General features: G+C 47.3%; 12 protein-coding genes, 11 tRNA genes and 2 rRNA genes (1 of these 25 only partly in view). 23 read left to right on the top strand and 2 right to left on the bottom strand.

The features are described from left to right. The 21 genes from GCU48_RS04340 to yajC form a co-directional block, all read left to right on the top strand. Positions 1–823 (top strand): 23S ribosomal RNA (locus tag GCU48_RS04340); it begins 2105 nt to the left of the window's first position. A gap of 153 nt (positions 824–976) precedes the next feature. Continuing rightward, positions 977–1093 (top strand): 5S ribosomal RNA (gene rrf, locus GCU48_RS04335). A 19-nt stretch (positions 1094–1112) separates the two neighbouring features. Then, positions 1113–1188: transfer RNA gene (locus tag GCU48_RS04330), tRNA-Asn, on the top strand. A 3-nt stretch (positions 1189–1191) separates the two neighbouring features. Next, positions 1192–1283: transfer RNA gene (locus GCU48_RS04325), tRNA-Ser, on the top strand. A 17-nt stretch (positions 1284–1300) separates the two neighbouring features. Then, positions 1301–1372, top strand: a tRNA-Glu gene (locus tag GCU48_RS04320). 10 nt (positions 1373–1382) lie between these two features. After that, positions 1383–1458 (top strand) — tRNA-Val (locus GCU48_RS04315). 31 nt (positions 1459–1489) lie between these two features. Continuing rightward, a tRNA-Met gene (locus GCU48_RS04310) sits at positions 1490–1566 on the top strand. Positions 1567–1581: 15 nt separating this feature from the next. Then, a tRNA-Asp gene (locus tag GCU48_RS04305) sits at positions 1582–1658 on the top strand. A 28-nt stretch (positions 1659–1686) separates the two neighbouring features. Beyond that, positions 1687–1762, top strand: a tRNA-Lys gene (locus GCU48_RS04300). Positions 1763–1796: 34 nt separating this feature from the next. Further along, positions 1797–1871 (top strand) — tRNA-Gly (locus tag GCU48_RS04295). A 5-nt stretch (positions 1872–1876) separates the two neighbouring features. Next, positions 1877–1953 (top strand) — tRNA-Arg (locus tag GCU48_RS04290). Positions 1954–1965: 12 nt separating this feature from the next. Then, a tRNA-Leu gene (locus GCU48_RS04285) sits at positions 1966–2045 on the top strand. Between the two features lie 7 nt (positions 2046–2052). After that, positions 2053–2126 (top strand) — tRNA-Pro (locus GCU48_RS04280). A gap of 116 nt (positions 2127–2242) precedes the next feature. Beyond that, positions 2243–2947, top strand: coding sequence for a BofC C-terminal domain-containing protein (locus GCU48_RS04275; RefSeq protein ID WP_025716925.1), 705 nt, complete (start codon positions 2243–2245; stop codon positions 2945–2947). A 229-nt stretch (positions 2948–3176) separates the two neighbouring features. Beyond that, positions 3177–3680: a crossover junction endodeoxyribonuclease RuvC gene (gene ruvC, locus GCU48_RS04270; RefSeq protein ID WP_152379187.1), complete on the top strand. Its 504-nt coding sequence runs from the start codon at positions 3177–3179 to the stop codon at positions 3678–3680. Beyond that, a complete protein-coding gene (gene ruvA / locus GCU48_RS04265) occupies positions 3677–4291 on the top strand; it encodes a Holliday junction branch migration protein RuvA (RefSeq protein ID WP_152379186.1) in 615 nt (204 codons plus the stop codon). The genes ruvC and ruvA overlap by 4 nt, the downstream gene beginning before the upstream one ends. 50 nt (positions 4292–4341) lie before the next feature. Further along, a complete protein-coding gene (ruvB, locus tag GCU48_RS04260; RefSeq protein WP_025716928.1) occupies positions 4342–5349 on the top strand; it encodes a Holliday junction branch migration DNA helicase RuvB in 1008 nt (335 codons plus the stop codon). 303 nt (positions 5350–5652) lie between these two features. Further along, positions 5653–7746: a SpoIID/LytB domain-containing protein gene (locus tag GCU48_RS04255; protein WP_152379185.1), complete on the top strand. Its 2094-nt coding sequence runs from the start codon at positions 5653–5655 to the stop codon at positions 7744–7746. 7 nt (positions 7747–7753) lie between these two features. After that, positions 7754–8782 carry a tRNA preQ1(34) S-adenosylmethionine ribosyltransferase-isomerase QueA gene (gene queA, locus GCU48_RS04250; RefSeq protein WP_152379184.1) on the top strand — a complete coding sequence of 343 codons (1029 nt, stop codon included), beginning with the start codon at positions 7754–7756 and terminating at the stop codon, positions 8780–8782. Positions 8783–8802: 20 nt separating this feature from the next. Continuing rightward, on the top strand, positions 8803–9942 hold the full coding sequence (tgt, locus tag GCU48_RS04245) for a tRNA guanosine(34) transglycosylase Tgt (RefSeq protein WP_152379183.1): 1140 nt from the start codon (positions 8803–8805) through the stop codon (positions 9940–9942). A gap of 35 nt (positions 9943–9977) precedes the next feature. Next, positions 9978–10313, top strand: coding sequence for a preprotein translocase subunit YajC (yajC, locus tag GCU48_RS04240; protein ID WP_025716932.1), 336 nt, complete (start codon positions 9978–9980; stop codon positions 10311–10313). Between the two features lie 100 nt (positions 10314–10413). On the opposite strand, the gene GCU48_RS04235 is transcribed toward yajC, so the two are convergent. Next, positions 10414–10803: a TIGR04086 family membrane protein gene (locus tag GCU48_RS04235; RefSeq protein ID WP_025716933.1), complete on the bottom strand. Its 390-nt coding sequence runs from the start codon at positions 10801–10803 to the stop codon at positions 10414–10416. A gap of 206 nt (positions 10804–11009) precedes the next feature. Between GCU48_RS04235 and GCU48_RS04230 the strand changes: the two genes are divergently transcribed. Further along, positions 11010–11789, top strand: coding sequence for a YetF domain-containing protein (locus tag GCU48_RS04230; protein WP_152379182.1), 780 nt, complete (start codon positions 11010–11012; stop codon positions 11787–11789). A 9-nt stretch (positions 11790–11798) separates the two neighbouring features. On the opposite strand, the gene spoVB is transcribed toward GCU48_RS04230, so the two are convergent. Next, positions 11799–13382, bottom strand: a complete 1584-nt coding sequence (spoVB, locus tag GCU48_RS04225; RefSeq protein ID WP_152379181.1) for a stage V sporulation protein B — start codon at positions 13380–13382, stop codon at positions 11799–11801. Positions 13383–13687: 305 nt separating this feature from the next. On the opposite strand from spoVB, the gene GCU48_RS04220 reads away from it, so the two are divergent. Next, positions 13688–13945, top strand: a complete 258-nt coding sequence (locus GCU48_RS04220) for a post-transcriptional regulator (RefSeq protein ID WP_007431667.1) — start codon at positions 13688–13690, stop codon at positions 13943–13945. Positions 13946–13988: the final 43 nt, after the last annotated feature.

Below are 13988 nucleotides of genomic sequence, written 5' to 3'. Positions count from 1 at the left end.
GGAGCTTTACTGCAGCTTGATATTGAATTTGGGTACGATCTGTACAGGATAGGTGGGAGCCGTTGAACCTTGAGCGCCAGCTTGAGGGGAGGCATCCTTGGGATACCACCCTGATCGTATCTAGGTTCTAACTTGGTACCGTGATCCGGTACGAGGACAGTGTCAGGTGGGCAGTTTGACTGGGGCGGTCGCCTCCTAAAGAGTAACGGAGGCGCCCCAAGGTTCCCTCAGAATGGTTGGAAATCATTCGAAGAGTGCAAAGGCAGAAGGGAGCTTGACTGCGAGACCTACAAGTCGAGCAGGGACGAAAGTCGGGCTTAGTGATCCGGTGGTACCGCATGGAAGGGCCATCGCTCAACGGATAAAAGCTACCCTGGGGATAACAGGCTTATCTCCCCCAAGAGTCCACATCGACGGGGAGGTTTGGCACCTCGATGTCGGCTCATCGCATCCTGGGGCTGAAGTAGGTCCCAAGGGTTGGGCTGTTCGCCCATTAAAGCGGTACGCGAGCTGGGTTCAGAACGTCGTGAGACAGTTCGGTCCCTATCTGTCGTGGGCGTAGGAAATTTGAGAGGAGCTGTCCTTAGTACGAGAGGACCGGGATGGACGTACCGCTGGTGTACCAGTTGTTCCGCCAGGAGCACCGCTGGGTAGCTATGTACGGAAGGGATAAGCGCTGAAAGCATCTAAGCGTGAAGCCCCCCTCAAGATGAGATTTCCCAGTATGTAAGACCCCTTGAAGACGACGAGGTAGATAGGTTGGGGGTGGAAGTGCAGTAATGCATGGAGCTGACCAATACTAATCGGTCGAGGGCTTATCCTAAAGATAAGACGCAATGAAGTTTCGGATCCAGTTTTCAGGGTGTAACACCTTGAAGGTATGTAGGAATACATACGACAAGCGCATGGCTATTCATTCACACGATAGGTGATGAACCGAATAAACATACGGAAGAATTTGCGAGGCAAATTCATGTTTGGTGGCGATAGCGGAGGGGTTCCACACGTACCCATCCCGAACACGACCGTTAAGCCCTCCAGCGCCGATGGTACTTGGACCGCAGGGTCCTGGGAGAGTAGGACGCCGCCAAGCGAATCTTAATGATTATTATTCCCTGATAGCTCAGTTGGTAGAGCACTCGACTGTTAATCGAGTTGTCACAGGTTCGAGTCCTGTTCGGGGAGCCATATGGAGAGGTGTCCGAGTTGGCCGAAGGAGCACGATTGGAAATCGTGTAGGCGCCAAAAGCGTCTCGAGGGTTCGAATCCCTCTCTCTCCGCCAGAATTATTTTATTGCATGGCCCGTTGGTCAAGGGGTTAAGACACCTCCCTTTCACGGAGGTAACAGGGGTTCGAATCCCCTACGGGTCATAAGTAATACGGAGGCTTAGCTCAGCTGGGAGAGCATCTGCCTTACAAGCAGAGGGTCGGGGGTTCGATCCCCTCAGCCTCCACCATTAATAATTTAAAAGATATCTCTTTTACTGACGCGGGGTGGAGCAGTTCGGTAGCTCGTCGGGCTCATAACCCGAAGGTCGCAGGTTCAAATCCTGCCCCCGCAACCAATTAAATTTTATTATGGAACTGTGGTGTAGAGGCCTAACATGCCTGCCTGTCACGCAGGAGATCGCGGGTTCGAATCCCGTCAGTTCCGCCATTTCTACAAAGTTATATTACCCTGTTGGGAGCCATTAGCTCAGTTGGTAGAGCACCTGACTTTTAATCAGGGTGTCGAAGGTTCGAGTCCTTCATGGCTCACCATTTTTGAAATTATATGTTATAGTATAATTGTATTGCGGACGTGGCTCAGCGGTAGAGCATCGCCTTGCCAAGGCGAGGGTCGCGGGTTCGATTCCCGTCGTCCGCTCCATATTTGCGCCCTTAGCTCAGCTGGATAGAGCGTTTGACTACGAATCAAAAGGCCGGGAGTTCGAATCTCTCAGGGCGCGCCATTAACTTCATAAGCCGGTGTGGCGGAATTGGCAGACGCGCGCGACTCAAAATCGTGAGGGAAACCGTGGAGGTTCGAGTCCTCTCACCGGCATGTTTTTCGGGATGTAGCTCAGCTTGGTAGAGCACCTGGTTTGGGACCAGGGGGTCGCATGTTCAAATCGTGTCATCCCGATTCAAAAGGAAAGTCGCTGGGAACAGCGGCTTTTTTTATTGTATTTATTATCTTTTTGTATAATTCAGTAATCGCCAGGTCACACTAACACAAAAAGTGGGACGGAAGGGATTACTGTGAAGCGATTAAGTTGGAAAAAACAAATGAAACGGCGTTGGAATCAGGGAAGAAGAATGGTATGGGCCTTTACCATTTTTGGAGCGGCTTGTTTGCTGGCAGGGTTGGGTATTCTGTTTTCAAGACATATGCAGGCTATGCTGTCACAGCCACTGGCCGCTACAGTTATGGCAGAGGTTGATATGGAGGAATCTTCACCCACAACACAGGCTGAAGATCGCTCCTCACAGATGCAAGTTTTGCAAAGCATACGTGCTTCCGGTATAAGCAGGAAGACTCGTCTGTTAACCACCTACGTCTGTGGTACGGAAACACTTTCCTTAGGTACGCTGAGCTCGCAGCAGCTGGAAAATTTACTAAGGCAGCATCCCGACTGGAAGGGACGGCTTAATACCAAGGGAGAGGTGTGGCTGGAGCGGAGGGTAGAAGATTTGTCGGAATCGTGTAAAGAGCGCGGCTACATGGGCTTGAGCGCTGACGGACAGCTCACTTTGTTTGAAGGACCACCTAAAAAGGAGAAGGTTATACGGACTTTTTTCCAACTGGATGTGGACTCCATGGAAACGGCTTTACCGGAAGGGGTGTATGAACAACTTCAGCAGGGAATCCGTGTACAGGATATAAACGAGTATAACAGTGTAATCTCTACTTTTAGTGACTTTGCGGTGGAACGAACACAGAGGGTATTAAAACAGCAATATTGATTAGAAGCAGGAGACGTTAGGCATTTACCGATCAGGTGATGCTTGTGGCGTCTCTTTTTATGTTTTTACTTAGAGTAAAATTTTTTCCTCTATTAGATACAAAGTTTTGTTATAATGAAATGAACGACACATATGTTCGCTTTGTATGGAATTTAGCACAAATGTATTGAGGATAGAGTAGGCTGATGGTTAGTTAACACCATCGTTTAGTGATAGGGGAGAGATTTTTTTGCGTTTTCTAGGAATTGATCCGGGTATTGCTATTGTGGGCTTCGGATTTGTGGACAAGATTGGCAGTAAGGTGGTTCCTGTGCAGTACGGCTGCATTCAGACTGAGGCTCATACACCGGAAGAAGAAAGGTTGTTTCATGTGTATGAAGGCATGTTGCAATTGATTGATAAATATAAGCCTGATGCGGTAGCGCTGGAGAAGCTTTTTTTTAATCGCAACGTTACGACTGCTATGTCTGTAAGTCAGGCACGGGGTGTGCTGGTGCTGGCTGCAAAGCAACGTAATCTCCCTATAGGGGAATACACGCCGATGCAGGTTAAGCAGGCTATTGTAGGGTATGGTAAGGCGGAGAAGAAGCAGGTACAGGAGATGGTTAGAATGTTTCTAAAGCTCCAGGCTGTGCCCAAACCGGATGATGTAGCGGATGCTTTGGCGGTGGCTATTTGTCATGCGCATTCCTATGGACTAAATTCAAAATTAAATGAGGTATTGCGAAAATGATAGATTTCTTGCGTGGTTCTGTAGCTCACTTGGAAAATGAATATGTCGTTTTGGATGTGCAGGGGGTGGGATATCGCGTGTTCTGTCCCAATCCTTACGCCTTCGCCAAAACGGAAGGGCCGGTGGTTATTTACATTCACCATCATGTAAGGGAAGATGCTATTTCACTGTTCGGGTTTGCAACCCGTGAGGAACAGCAATTATTCCGTAAATTAATCGATGTATCTGGTATTGGACCACGTGTGGCACTTGGTATTTTGGGAGGCGGTACGCCTGCTCATGTGGTGACGGCGATTTATCAGGAAAATATCACATTTCTCACCAAGTTACCGGGGATTGGTAAAAAGACGGCACAACGTATGATTCTGGACTTGAAAGACAAGCTGGACGGTATTGGTTCGCTGGGAATGGTGACTGGATTATTTGCGGAGCCTGTCGTGGAAGAGGGAGAGGGCTCCTATTGGGGCGAGGCACGTGAGGCGCTCAAGGCGCTCGGTTACACAGATGCAGAGTTGGATAAGGTATGGAGCAGAATGAAGAAGGATGCCAAACCTGATGAATCTGCCGATATTTTGATGAAACGGGCTTTGCAACTGTTGTTTGCCGGATAGGACGCTGATGTCCGTTGACAGAAGTCTGGTGAAAAGAGGAGCGATGGAAAATGGATGATCGGATTATTTCCGCCAATTTGATGATGGAAGACCAAACGGCGGAGCTAAGCCTTCGCCCCCGTTATCTTAATGAATATATCGGGCAAAATCAGGTTAAGGAAAATTTGAAAATTTACATTGAAGCAGCCAAGATGCGTAAAGAAGCGTTGGATCATGTACTGTTGTACGGTCCACCCGGATTGGGTAAAACGACTCTCGCTAACATTATTGCGAATGAGCTAGGGGTTAATTTGCGCACCACTTCGGGGCCTGCGATTGAAAGACCCGGAGACTTGGCTGCGTTGCTGACCAATCTCCAAGAAGGCGATGTTTTGTTCATTGATGAAATTCATCGCCTTCATCGGACGGTGGAAGAAGTCATGTACCCGGCGATGGAGGATTTTGCACTGGACATTATGATTGGTAAAGGTCCGAGTGCGCGATCGGTTCGCCTGGATTTGCCGCCCTTTACCCTTATAGGGGCTACTACACGCGCTGGTCTGCTTTCTGCGCCGTTGCGCGACCGGTTTGGTGTTATCAGTCGATTGGAGTTTTATACGACTGACGAGCTGGCCTACATCGTATCAAGAAATGCGGACATTATGGAGATTGAGATCGTCGGGGATGCAGCCGAAGAAATCGCATTGCGTTCAAGGGGAACACCACGGATTGCGAACCGGCTGTTAAAAAGGGTGCGTGATTTTGCTCAAGTTGCTGGAGACGGTATTATTCATTCAGAATTGGCCGCAGAGGCACTAAAAAGGCTTCAAATAGATCCGCTCGGACTGGATGAAATTGATCATAAAATGCTTAAGGCAATGATTCATTCATTTCGAGGCGGACCTGTGGGATTGGATACCATTGCCGCAACCATCGGTGAAGAGAGCCAGACGATTGAGGACGTGTATGAGCCATATTTGCTACAAATAGGACTTTTACAAAGAACACCTCGAGGACGGACGGTGACTCCGGCAGCATATGCTCACCTTGGAATCCCTATGCCAACGGATCCGCGGTGACTAGGAATGGCGGATTTTTATTACAAGAGAACAAGCCCGAAATAAGGTTTAAAAAGAAATGGAATTGAGATTAATTCAGAGCGTAGTTACGCAAATATGGCAAGTACGATAGAGTAAATACGTTTATGGTAAATATGACATTGGCGGAATAGGATGGCTAGGGAAAAAGACCTGTGAGTTAGAACTAACCGTGTTCAAATTTTGGTTTATTCCGTCGATGTATTTAAAGGGACAGGCAATGGTCGAGATCCCGCCAAACCATGCTTTATGCGTGTAAGACAGTCGGAATGGGGGAAGCCAGAAATGAGTGGGAAAGCATTGAACCGAAAAACAATATTCAGTACATGGACAGGCAGAGCCAAACGAGCAGCAGCAATTATGGTATTAGCTACAGTTTGCTTACCTTGGACTTCGAGTGTTCACGCTGCCGCCGCCCAAGAGGATATTCGTGTAGTGATCTTTGCGGATCTAGGTAGCAAGTATAAAGCAACAGTCCCTGCGGTAACCTTGAAATCATCAGAGGGTTTGAGTGTCGGACAGAACAGTGGAGGCAGTTTTCAGGCTTGGATGGGACTACCGGACAGCACCGCTCGTTTTAGTGTGGATAGCTATCGGGTGAAGGTGCTTGAAGGAAATGAAGCAGCTGCGATAAAAGCGGCTCAAGTCCTGCAAAAGACGAATGATAAACCTACGGTTTTTATCGGATCCAAAAACGGTAGCTCTGTCTATCAGGTGTACGCGGGAATATATACAAGTGAACAGGCAGCACAGGCTGCTGTACAGCGGATTTCTTCCGCAACCGGAGCGCAGGCTGAAGTTAAGGGGAATAAGCACTGGTCAACAGGAAGCTATGGAAGCGAGCAGGAGGCAAACCTCGTTCGAACGACAATTGCTGCCGCAGGCTTTGATGCTTTTACGGTGATTCAATCAAGAGGTCAGTATGCTGTGTGGGTTGGTGAAGAGAGTAACGACAGCAAGCTGTCGGCTTTAAAAGCAGAACTGGAGAGCAAGCAGCCCAAACTTACGTTATCTAAAGTTAGTGCTACTCAAACCGGCCTCATAATAAGACAAGAAGCAGGAGTAACGACAGGCTCGCAAGCAATGTTACATTATATGCTGAGTGGCTCTGATAACAGTAAGATAATAGTCAACGGCGGTAACAATGGCGTTCAAGTGGTTGAAAGATCACAGCGTACATATCGCGGCGACATGGAGATTAGCATAACATCAGGACAACTGGCGCTTGTTAATGATGTACCGTTGGAGCAGTATTTGTATTCCGTGGTAGGAGCTGAGGTCTATTCCTCATGGCCGGCGGAAGCTCTCAAGGCTCAAGCGGTGGCTGCCCGCAGCTATGCACTTGCCCAAGGGACTCGGTTTCAGATTGGTAATGTGGTGGATGGCACGTTAAGTCAAGCTTATAATGGCAAGGGCTCGGAAAATGCGAATGTCAGCGAGGCTGTAGATGCCACGGCTGGTGAAGTCATTAAAAGCGGCGGCAAAGTGCTCGAAGCTGTATTTTCATCCAATGCGGGCGGTGTAACAGCAGATGCTTCCGAGGTATGGAACAGCGGTGGTGAAGCATTCGCCAGCGTAGACAGCTCGGGAGATACAACGGCGCAAAAAGGAGCACAGGAGTGGTATCATGTACTTCTCTCCAGTGGCAAGACAGGTTATATTCGTGAGGATAATGCCAAGGAGCTGGAGGGAGTCACAGAAGCCGGGTTAGACAAAATTACCGTTACTGCTGAGAATACCAATGTGCGTGCTATTCCCCAAATTCAATCAGCCGTTGCACCAGTAGCCAAGGCGCAACCGGGTGAAGAGATGATTGTTTTGGAGAAGGTCCCTCAATCCGGAGACTATGCATGGGTGCGTGGACCTTTTACATCAGCGCAGATTGCTAAATCCCTACAAGGGAAAGTTACAGGTACAGTACCGTCCTTAATTGATCATCTGGATGTTACCAAACGTGGTCCGTCAGGGCGTGTTCTTGAGGTTGAGGCCAACGGCTCACCTTTGACAGTAAAATATCCCGATATGTATCGTTCAGCGATGGGGGGATTACCGAGTACTCTGTTTGATATTGCGAGTACCGGCAGTTATACTGTATTAGGCGCTGATGGGGCCACTTCTCATGTAAGTGGTTCGCAAGGAACTCAAATTTTGTCAGCATCCGGGAGCAGCACTTCAAGCGGTAACGGAGTGGTCGTCATGAACGAAGACCGTCATGCACGAGTCATTGATAAAACGCAAAGCTTTATTTTTACAGGCAAAGGAAATGGTCATGGTTTGGGCTTGTCGCAATGGGGAGCCAACGGTTTGGCCGAACAGGGGTATGATTACAAGAAAATTTTGCAACACTATTACAAAAATGTGGATATAGTTAAGGAATGACCAATATATGAATGTAAACGACTATGATTTTGAATTACCCGAAACATTAATTGCACAGACGCCTTTGCTGGAACGGAGCGCTTCCAGATTGCTGACGTTAAACAAGAATAACGGTGAAGTGGAGCATCATACATTTGCGGATATTGTACAGTATCTTAGCCCTGGGGATACGCTGGTGTTAAATGATACGCGAGTGATTCCTGCACGCTTGTTCGGTATTAAGCAAGACACGGGGGCTAAGGCCGAGGTGCTACTGCTTAAGCAATTGGAGGGAGACCGATGGGAAGCATTGGTGAAGCCAGGTAAAAAACTGAAAAAGGGAGCTGTAATCGTTTTCGGTGATGAGCTGAAGGCTGTTATTGAGGAAGAAGGAGATATGGGGGGCAGGGTGCTTTCATTTTCTTATGAAGGTATTTTTCAGGAGATCCTGGATCGTCTTGGGCAAATGCCGCTTCCACCCTATATCAAGGAGCAACTGGATGATCGCGAGCGCTATCAGACGGTTTATGCTCGGCACGAAGGTTCTGCTGCGGCTCCAACGGCAGGACTGCATTTTACAGAAGAATTGCTAGACCAAATTAGGGAGAAGGGCGTTTCCATTGCCTTTGTTACACTTCATGTCGGTTTAGGGACGTTCAGACCGATGTCGGTAGACACGATTGAAGAGCATGTAATGCACGAGGAATATTATTCATTGTCACAGGAAACGGCAGATGTACTTAATGAAACCAAGGCACGTGGCGGAAGAGTCGTGGCCGTGGGTACAACCAGTTGCCGAACGCTGGAGACGGTGGGCAGTCAATTCGCAGATGGAGTACTTAAGGCAAGCAGTGGCTGGACCCAGATTTTTATTTACCCAGGTTATGAATTCCGTGTGGTGGATGCAATGATTACGAATTTCCACTTGCCTAAATCCACCCTGGTTATGCTTGTCAGCGCACTGGCGGGCAGGGAGAATATTATGCATGCTTACCAGGAAGCGATTGACCGCGAATATCGGTTTTTTAGCTTCGGGGACGCAATGTTCATTTATTAATTAAGGATGGTAGAGAAAATATGGCACCAGCAATAAGATACGAACATATTAAAACCTGCAAGCAATCAGGAGCCCGCCTTGGGCGTGTGCATACACCTCACGGGGTTATTGAGACACCAACCTTTATGCCTGTGGGAACGCAAGCTACGGTCAAAACGATGAGTCCTGAGGAATTGAAGGAGATGGATGCTCAAATTATTTTGAGTAACACGTACCATCTGTTTCTTCGTCCTGGTCATAATATTATTCGTGAAGCGGGTGGACTGCACAAGTTTATGAATTGGGATCGTCCTATTTTAACGGACAGTGGCGGATTTCAGGTGTTTTCCTTAAGCGAAATGCGTAAGATTTCAGAGGAGGGTGTTCATTTTCGCTCTCATTTAAATGGAGATAAGAAGTTTCTTTCGCCGGAAGTGGCGATGGAAATTCAAAACTCGCTGGGTTCGGATATTATGATGGCCTTCGATGAATGTCCACCGTTTCCGGCTGAGTATGAATACGTGAAAAAGTCACTGGAACGCACCAGCCGTTGGGCTGAGCGTTGTTTAGAGGCACATGCGCGTCCTCATGATCAAGGGCTGTTCGCCATTGTACAAGGGGGCATGCATGAAGATCTGCGCAAGCAAAGTGCCGCAGATTTGACTTCCATGGATTTCCCGGGGTATGCTATTGGTGGACTGAGTGTAGGTGAACCAAAGCATTTGATGTATGAAGTGCTTGATTATACGGTTCCTCTACTTCCTACCAACAAGCCACGTTATTTGATGGGCGTAGGTTCGCCGGATGCCTTAATTGAGGGCTCTATCCGCGGTGTGGATATGTTCGATTGTGTACTTCCAACCCGGATTGCTCGCAACGGGACAACGATGACAAGTCAGGGTCGTCTTGTCGTTCGTAATGCCAATTTTGCAAGCGATTTTGGCCCGCTTGATCCGGCTTGCGATTGCTACACTTGTCGCAATTATTCACGTGCTTACTTGCGTCATTTGATTAAAGCAGATGAAACCTTCGGGCTCAGACTGACAACGTATCATAACTTGCATTTCTTAATACAATTGATGCATAATGTCAGACAAGCGATTATGGATGACAGACTGCTTGATTTCCGCGATGAATTTTTTGAGCAGTACGGTCTTCATGATAATGATAAAGGCTTTTAAGTTTCAGGGGAGTGTATACGAAAGGGGGATTTAACATGTTTCAATTTGCTACAGCTGCGGCTGCACCCGGCGGAGCTGGGGGACTTTTCCAAATGATCTGGCCATTGGCTCTGATGTTTGTAATCTTCTATTTCTTGCTGATTCGTCCGAATCAGAAAAAACAAAAGCAGCGCCAATCGATGCTTCAAGCTTTGAAAAAGGGAGATAAAGTGATTACAATCGGAGGTCTTCACGGTACAATTATGGAGATCACGGACGATGTGGTTGTTTTGCGTGTAAATGATGTAACAAAGCTGACCTTTGACCGCAGTGCAATCAGTAATGCAATTGCAAAAGATACAGCATCTGAGGAAGTTGTATCTAAATCGTAGAATCTGCCTGTCATCATGTGAAAAACCGAGCCTATGAGAAGGCTCGGTTTTTTGTGTTGATCGTTACATGCCCCGCGTTCACTTCACTTTTTTAAATTCGTTATTTACTGAGATTAATTCCGAACATTCCGCCTCCCGCACCTATGATAAAGGCAATTCCCAAGTGCAACAGATCCTTAGCGTTCATGCCCGCATCCAGTGCCAGAAAACCGACCAGAAGAACAATTAATCCATACAGGATGCCTGTAATGCCGCCTTGATACCAGCCTTTGTTTGTGGATCTTTTACCGGCGACGAAGCCACCAGATAGCATAGCGAATGCGTGAACGATGTACGTATACAAGGATAAGTCCTGTTCCTGCATCTGTGTTAGCCACAACAGTAGTGAAAGAATCAATGCGCCCAGCAGCATCCATGCAAAAGCATAAAACAAGCCGGATAAAATGGGATGGGCCAGACGAAACGGACTCCAGCGGCGAATGAGCTCCATTGCTAATTCCTCCTGTACCAAGGTTTGAACTATTATCATTCTATGGTCAAGCCTTCGGGCTTAGTACCAAGTCGCAAGCAGTCTTTCTCTTTATTTCAATAATTTAGCCTTTTGTTTTTTGTATGAGTCCAGTGGGGAACGGTCAGAATACGTGTACAATGAACAATGAATGTCTTGCACAACGTACAGGAGAGGAGGCGAACAGATTGAGTCACGATATTTTTGCTCATATTTTTCGGACGCTGCTCATGTATTTTATCGTATATTTGGTGATGCGCTTGATGGGTAAAAGGGAGATCGGGAAGCTGTCTGTTTTTGATCTCGTCATTTCCATTATGATTGCGGAAATTGCTGTATTCAGTCTGGAGGATATAAAACGTCCGTTATATGAAGGGTTAATCCCTCTAGGAGTGCTGCTAATTCTGCAGATAGGAATTTCCTATTTCAGTCTCAAAAGCCGGCGTCTGCGCCTGCTATTCGATGGTCGGCCCAGTGTGTTGTACTCCAATGGGCAACTAAACAAGGATGAAATGGCTAAGCAACGCTACAATTTAGATGACTTGTTATTGCAACTTCGTGAACAAAATATTGAAAATCTGGACGAAGTTGAATATGTTATTTTGGAAACCACAGGCAAGCTTACGGTGGTAGGTAAGGATGATAAAGATGAAGGTGTTGAGTTAGACAGAATAAAACGGGATTTAAGTCAAACAAATTTGACGAATATGGAGCAACAGGAGAAAAAAGTCCCTCCTACTCCTCAAATCGGCGGAAAGTTTAGATATGAGGGTCTGCCTGTTCCATTAATTATGGACGGAAAGGTGTTGGATCGAAATTTGGAGCGAATGGATATGAACCGATTTTGGCTTAAAAATCAGATTCAAGAAAAGGGACACAAAGATTTTAAAGATGTTTTCTTATGCACGGTTAATCATAGAGGTGATGTATATATTACGCCACCAGCTTTTGGGGAGTCTTCGGATTAGACCTTCGTATTAGATTTCTTTGGCTTTAAACCATCTTCTCAAAATGGGAATGCGTGTAAGGTTGTCCCAGTCAATCATTTTGATTGAAGTCATCAGAATAAGGTACAGGATCATCCCGACACCTGCGGCAAAAATAAATTGAAGCCACATTTGGTCGAACATTGCCAGATGTCTGTAAACGTATAATACCGCAGCTGCCATAATGATCATGCCCACTCCAGTTTTCCAGAAATCGAGCAAGCGTACACGAAAACGAAGCAGTCTGCTTACACTGAAGCCATGCAGAAGGGTGACAATGGCATTGTTAACGCAAATGGCGATGACCGCTCCGTAGATACCATACTGAGGCTGAGAAGCAAGCCATACGATAAGCAAAATTTTGATGACGGCTCCGATAAAGGTGTTAAATAAAGCACTACCGGGACGGTCCAGCGCTTGAAGTGCTGCCTGAAGCGGGGCCTGGATGTACATAAACAGAGCAAAGGGCGCCATGAGTTTAAGCATACCTGCAATATCGCCATTATTGTAGAGTAACAGACACAGAGGCTCTGCCAACACGTACATGATAACAGCGAATGGGGCTCCTGCAACCAAAGCGAGCCGAAGCGATTGATGCAAACGTTTGTGAATGGCCGTAATGTGTCCCTTGGCAGCTGCTTCAGATAAGGAAGGCACGAGTGAAACCGCTAATGAACTGGTTAGGGCACCTGGCAGTAATAATACAGGAATGACCATGCCCTGCATGGCCCCATACTGTGCGGTTGCGATACCAGTTGCAATGCCTGCTACGGCGAGGCTGCGCATACATAAAATGGATTCCAGCAAATAGGACAAGGAGCCGACGAGCCTTCCCGCCGTAACAGGGACGGATATAGACATAAGACGTGACAAAACGGATGATTCCTCGAGATAAACCTCTGAAGGTAAAGATGTCTCCGTTTGATAGGGGATACGATCCCTTCGCTGGTTCCATGCATATTGCCATAGCAGGACAACCATACCCATCAGTTCACCAGCCAATGCACCGAGCATGGCTCCTGCAGCAGCGTAGGCAACACCGTAAGGAAGGAGTAAGTACGCAAACCAAATGACGCAAAAAATACGCATAACGGTCTCGGCAATCGAGGAGCTGGCGGACGGAATCATATTTTGTTTTCCCTGAAAATAGCCCCTATAGGCAGAGGATACAGCAACGATGACAATCATTGGAGTCATGCTAATAAATGTATAATACACACGGCTGTCGGTCAGGAGATGGCTTGTGATCCAAGGGGCGAACACAAGGCAGAGTACCATAGCGAGCAGGCTCAGCGTAACGGTAAAGCGCAGGCTGGTGTGTAAAATGCGCCGTGACATTTCAGGCTGTCCTGCTGTTTCAGCTTCGGCCACAAGCTTGGCCACTGCAAGTGGGATTCCCCCGGTAATAAGAGTCACCAGCACGATAAAAAAGGGGTACCCCTGTTGGTATAAGCCGACTCCTTCGGGTCCGATAATACGCGGGAGCGCGATTCGCGGAATAAAGCCCAGTAGCCGATTGATGATTCCCGCTGCCAATAAAATAATTGCTCCATGGATGAATGTCTGCTTTTTCAATCGCAACTCCCTCTTCCCCCAAATGTAATTCTCCGTCTATGCGTTACTATAAAAGATATGCCAGACCTGTCCATGTTCATGACAAGCTTTTCGGATTAAAAGCAGAGTAATCCGGGCGACCAGAGGGAGGGTGGTGAATTCTGCTATTGACGAGCGAAATGAATGCATATATTGTTGATTTACGGCTATTTTCGACAAAAGAAGGGTTTTCCAAGATCAGGACAGAAATGTTCTATAAAGCAGTCAATAATCCCGCTAATTGCTGATCTGCGGAAACGGAGTCGCTGGGAGGAGGAACGACCATCGTGGGTATGGAAGAGCTGGATGAGCAGGATTGGGATGACGCCATAGAGATGCTGTGCCAAAGCAAGGCAGACGAGCTGGTTCTCGTAGGCTATGAGCATGTCACAAGTAAGGACGTGTGGAATTGCGTCAGCCATAAATATGAAAAGGAGGGTATTCCTCCACTGCACAAGCTCGTTAACGATATACTTTCCCTTAAAGCGACGAGCTTTATGAACTATTTGACAATGTCCGCATTACGGGGCTCCACTTTCGAATAGAAGGGGGGCTTTTTTTGCGTTCAAATTGACTGCTTTTTGAGGG

It is taken from the genome of Paenibacillus brasilensis (assembly GCF_009363115.1).
Classification (GTDB): Bacteria; Bacillota; Bacilli; order Paenibacillales; family Paenibacillaceae; genus Paenibacillus; species Paenibacillus brasilensis.
This window is presented reverse-complemented; position numbering and strand designations above follow the sequence as displayed.

What these genes read in the sequence shown, in the direction of transcription:
- ruvA (WP_152379186.1), top strand. Translation starts at nt 3,677, where the DNA reads ATGATAGATTTCTTGCGTGGTTCTGTAGCTCACTTGGAAAATGAATAT.
- ruvB (WP_025716928.1), top strand. Translation starts at nt 4,342, where the DNA reads ATGGATGATCGGATTATTTCCGCCAATTTGATGATGGAAGACCAAACG.
- GCU48_RS04255 (WP_152379185.1), top strand. Translation starts at nt 5,653, where the DNA reads ATGAGTGGGAAAGCATTGAACCGAAAAACAATATTCAGTACATGGACA.
- queA (WP_152379184.1), top strand. Translation starts at nt 7,754, where the DNA reads ATGAATGTAAACGACTATGATTTTGAATTACCCGAAACATTAATTGCA.
- tgt (WP_152379183.1), top strand. Translation starts at nt 8,803, where the DNA reads ATGGCACCAGCAATAAGATACGAACATATTAAAACCTGCAAGCAATCA.
- yajC (WP_025716932.1), top strand. Translation starts at nt 9,978, where the DNA reads ATGTTTCAATTTGCTACAGCTGCGGCTGCACCCGGCGGAGCTGGGGGA.
- GCU48_RS04235 (WP_025716933.1), bottom strand. Translation starts at nt 10,803, where the DNA reads ATGGAGCTCATTCGCCGCTGGAGTCCGTTTCGTCTGGCCCATCCCATT.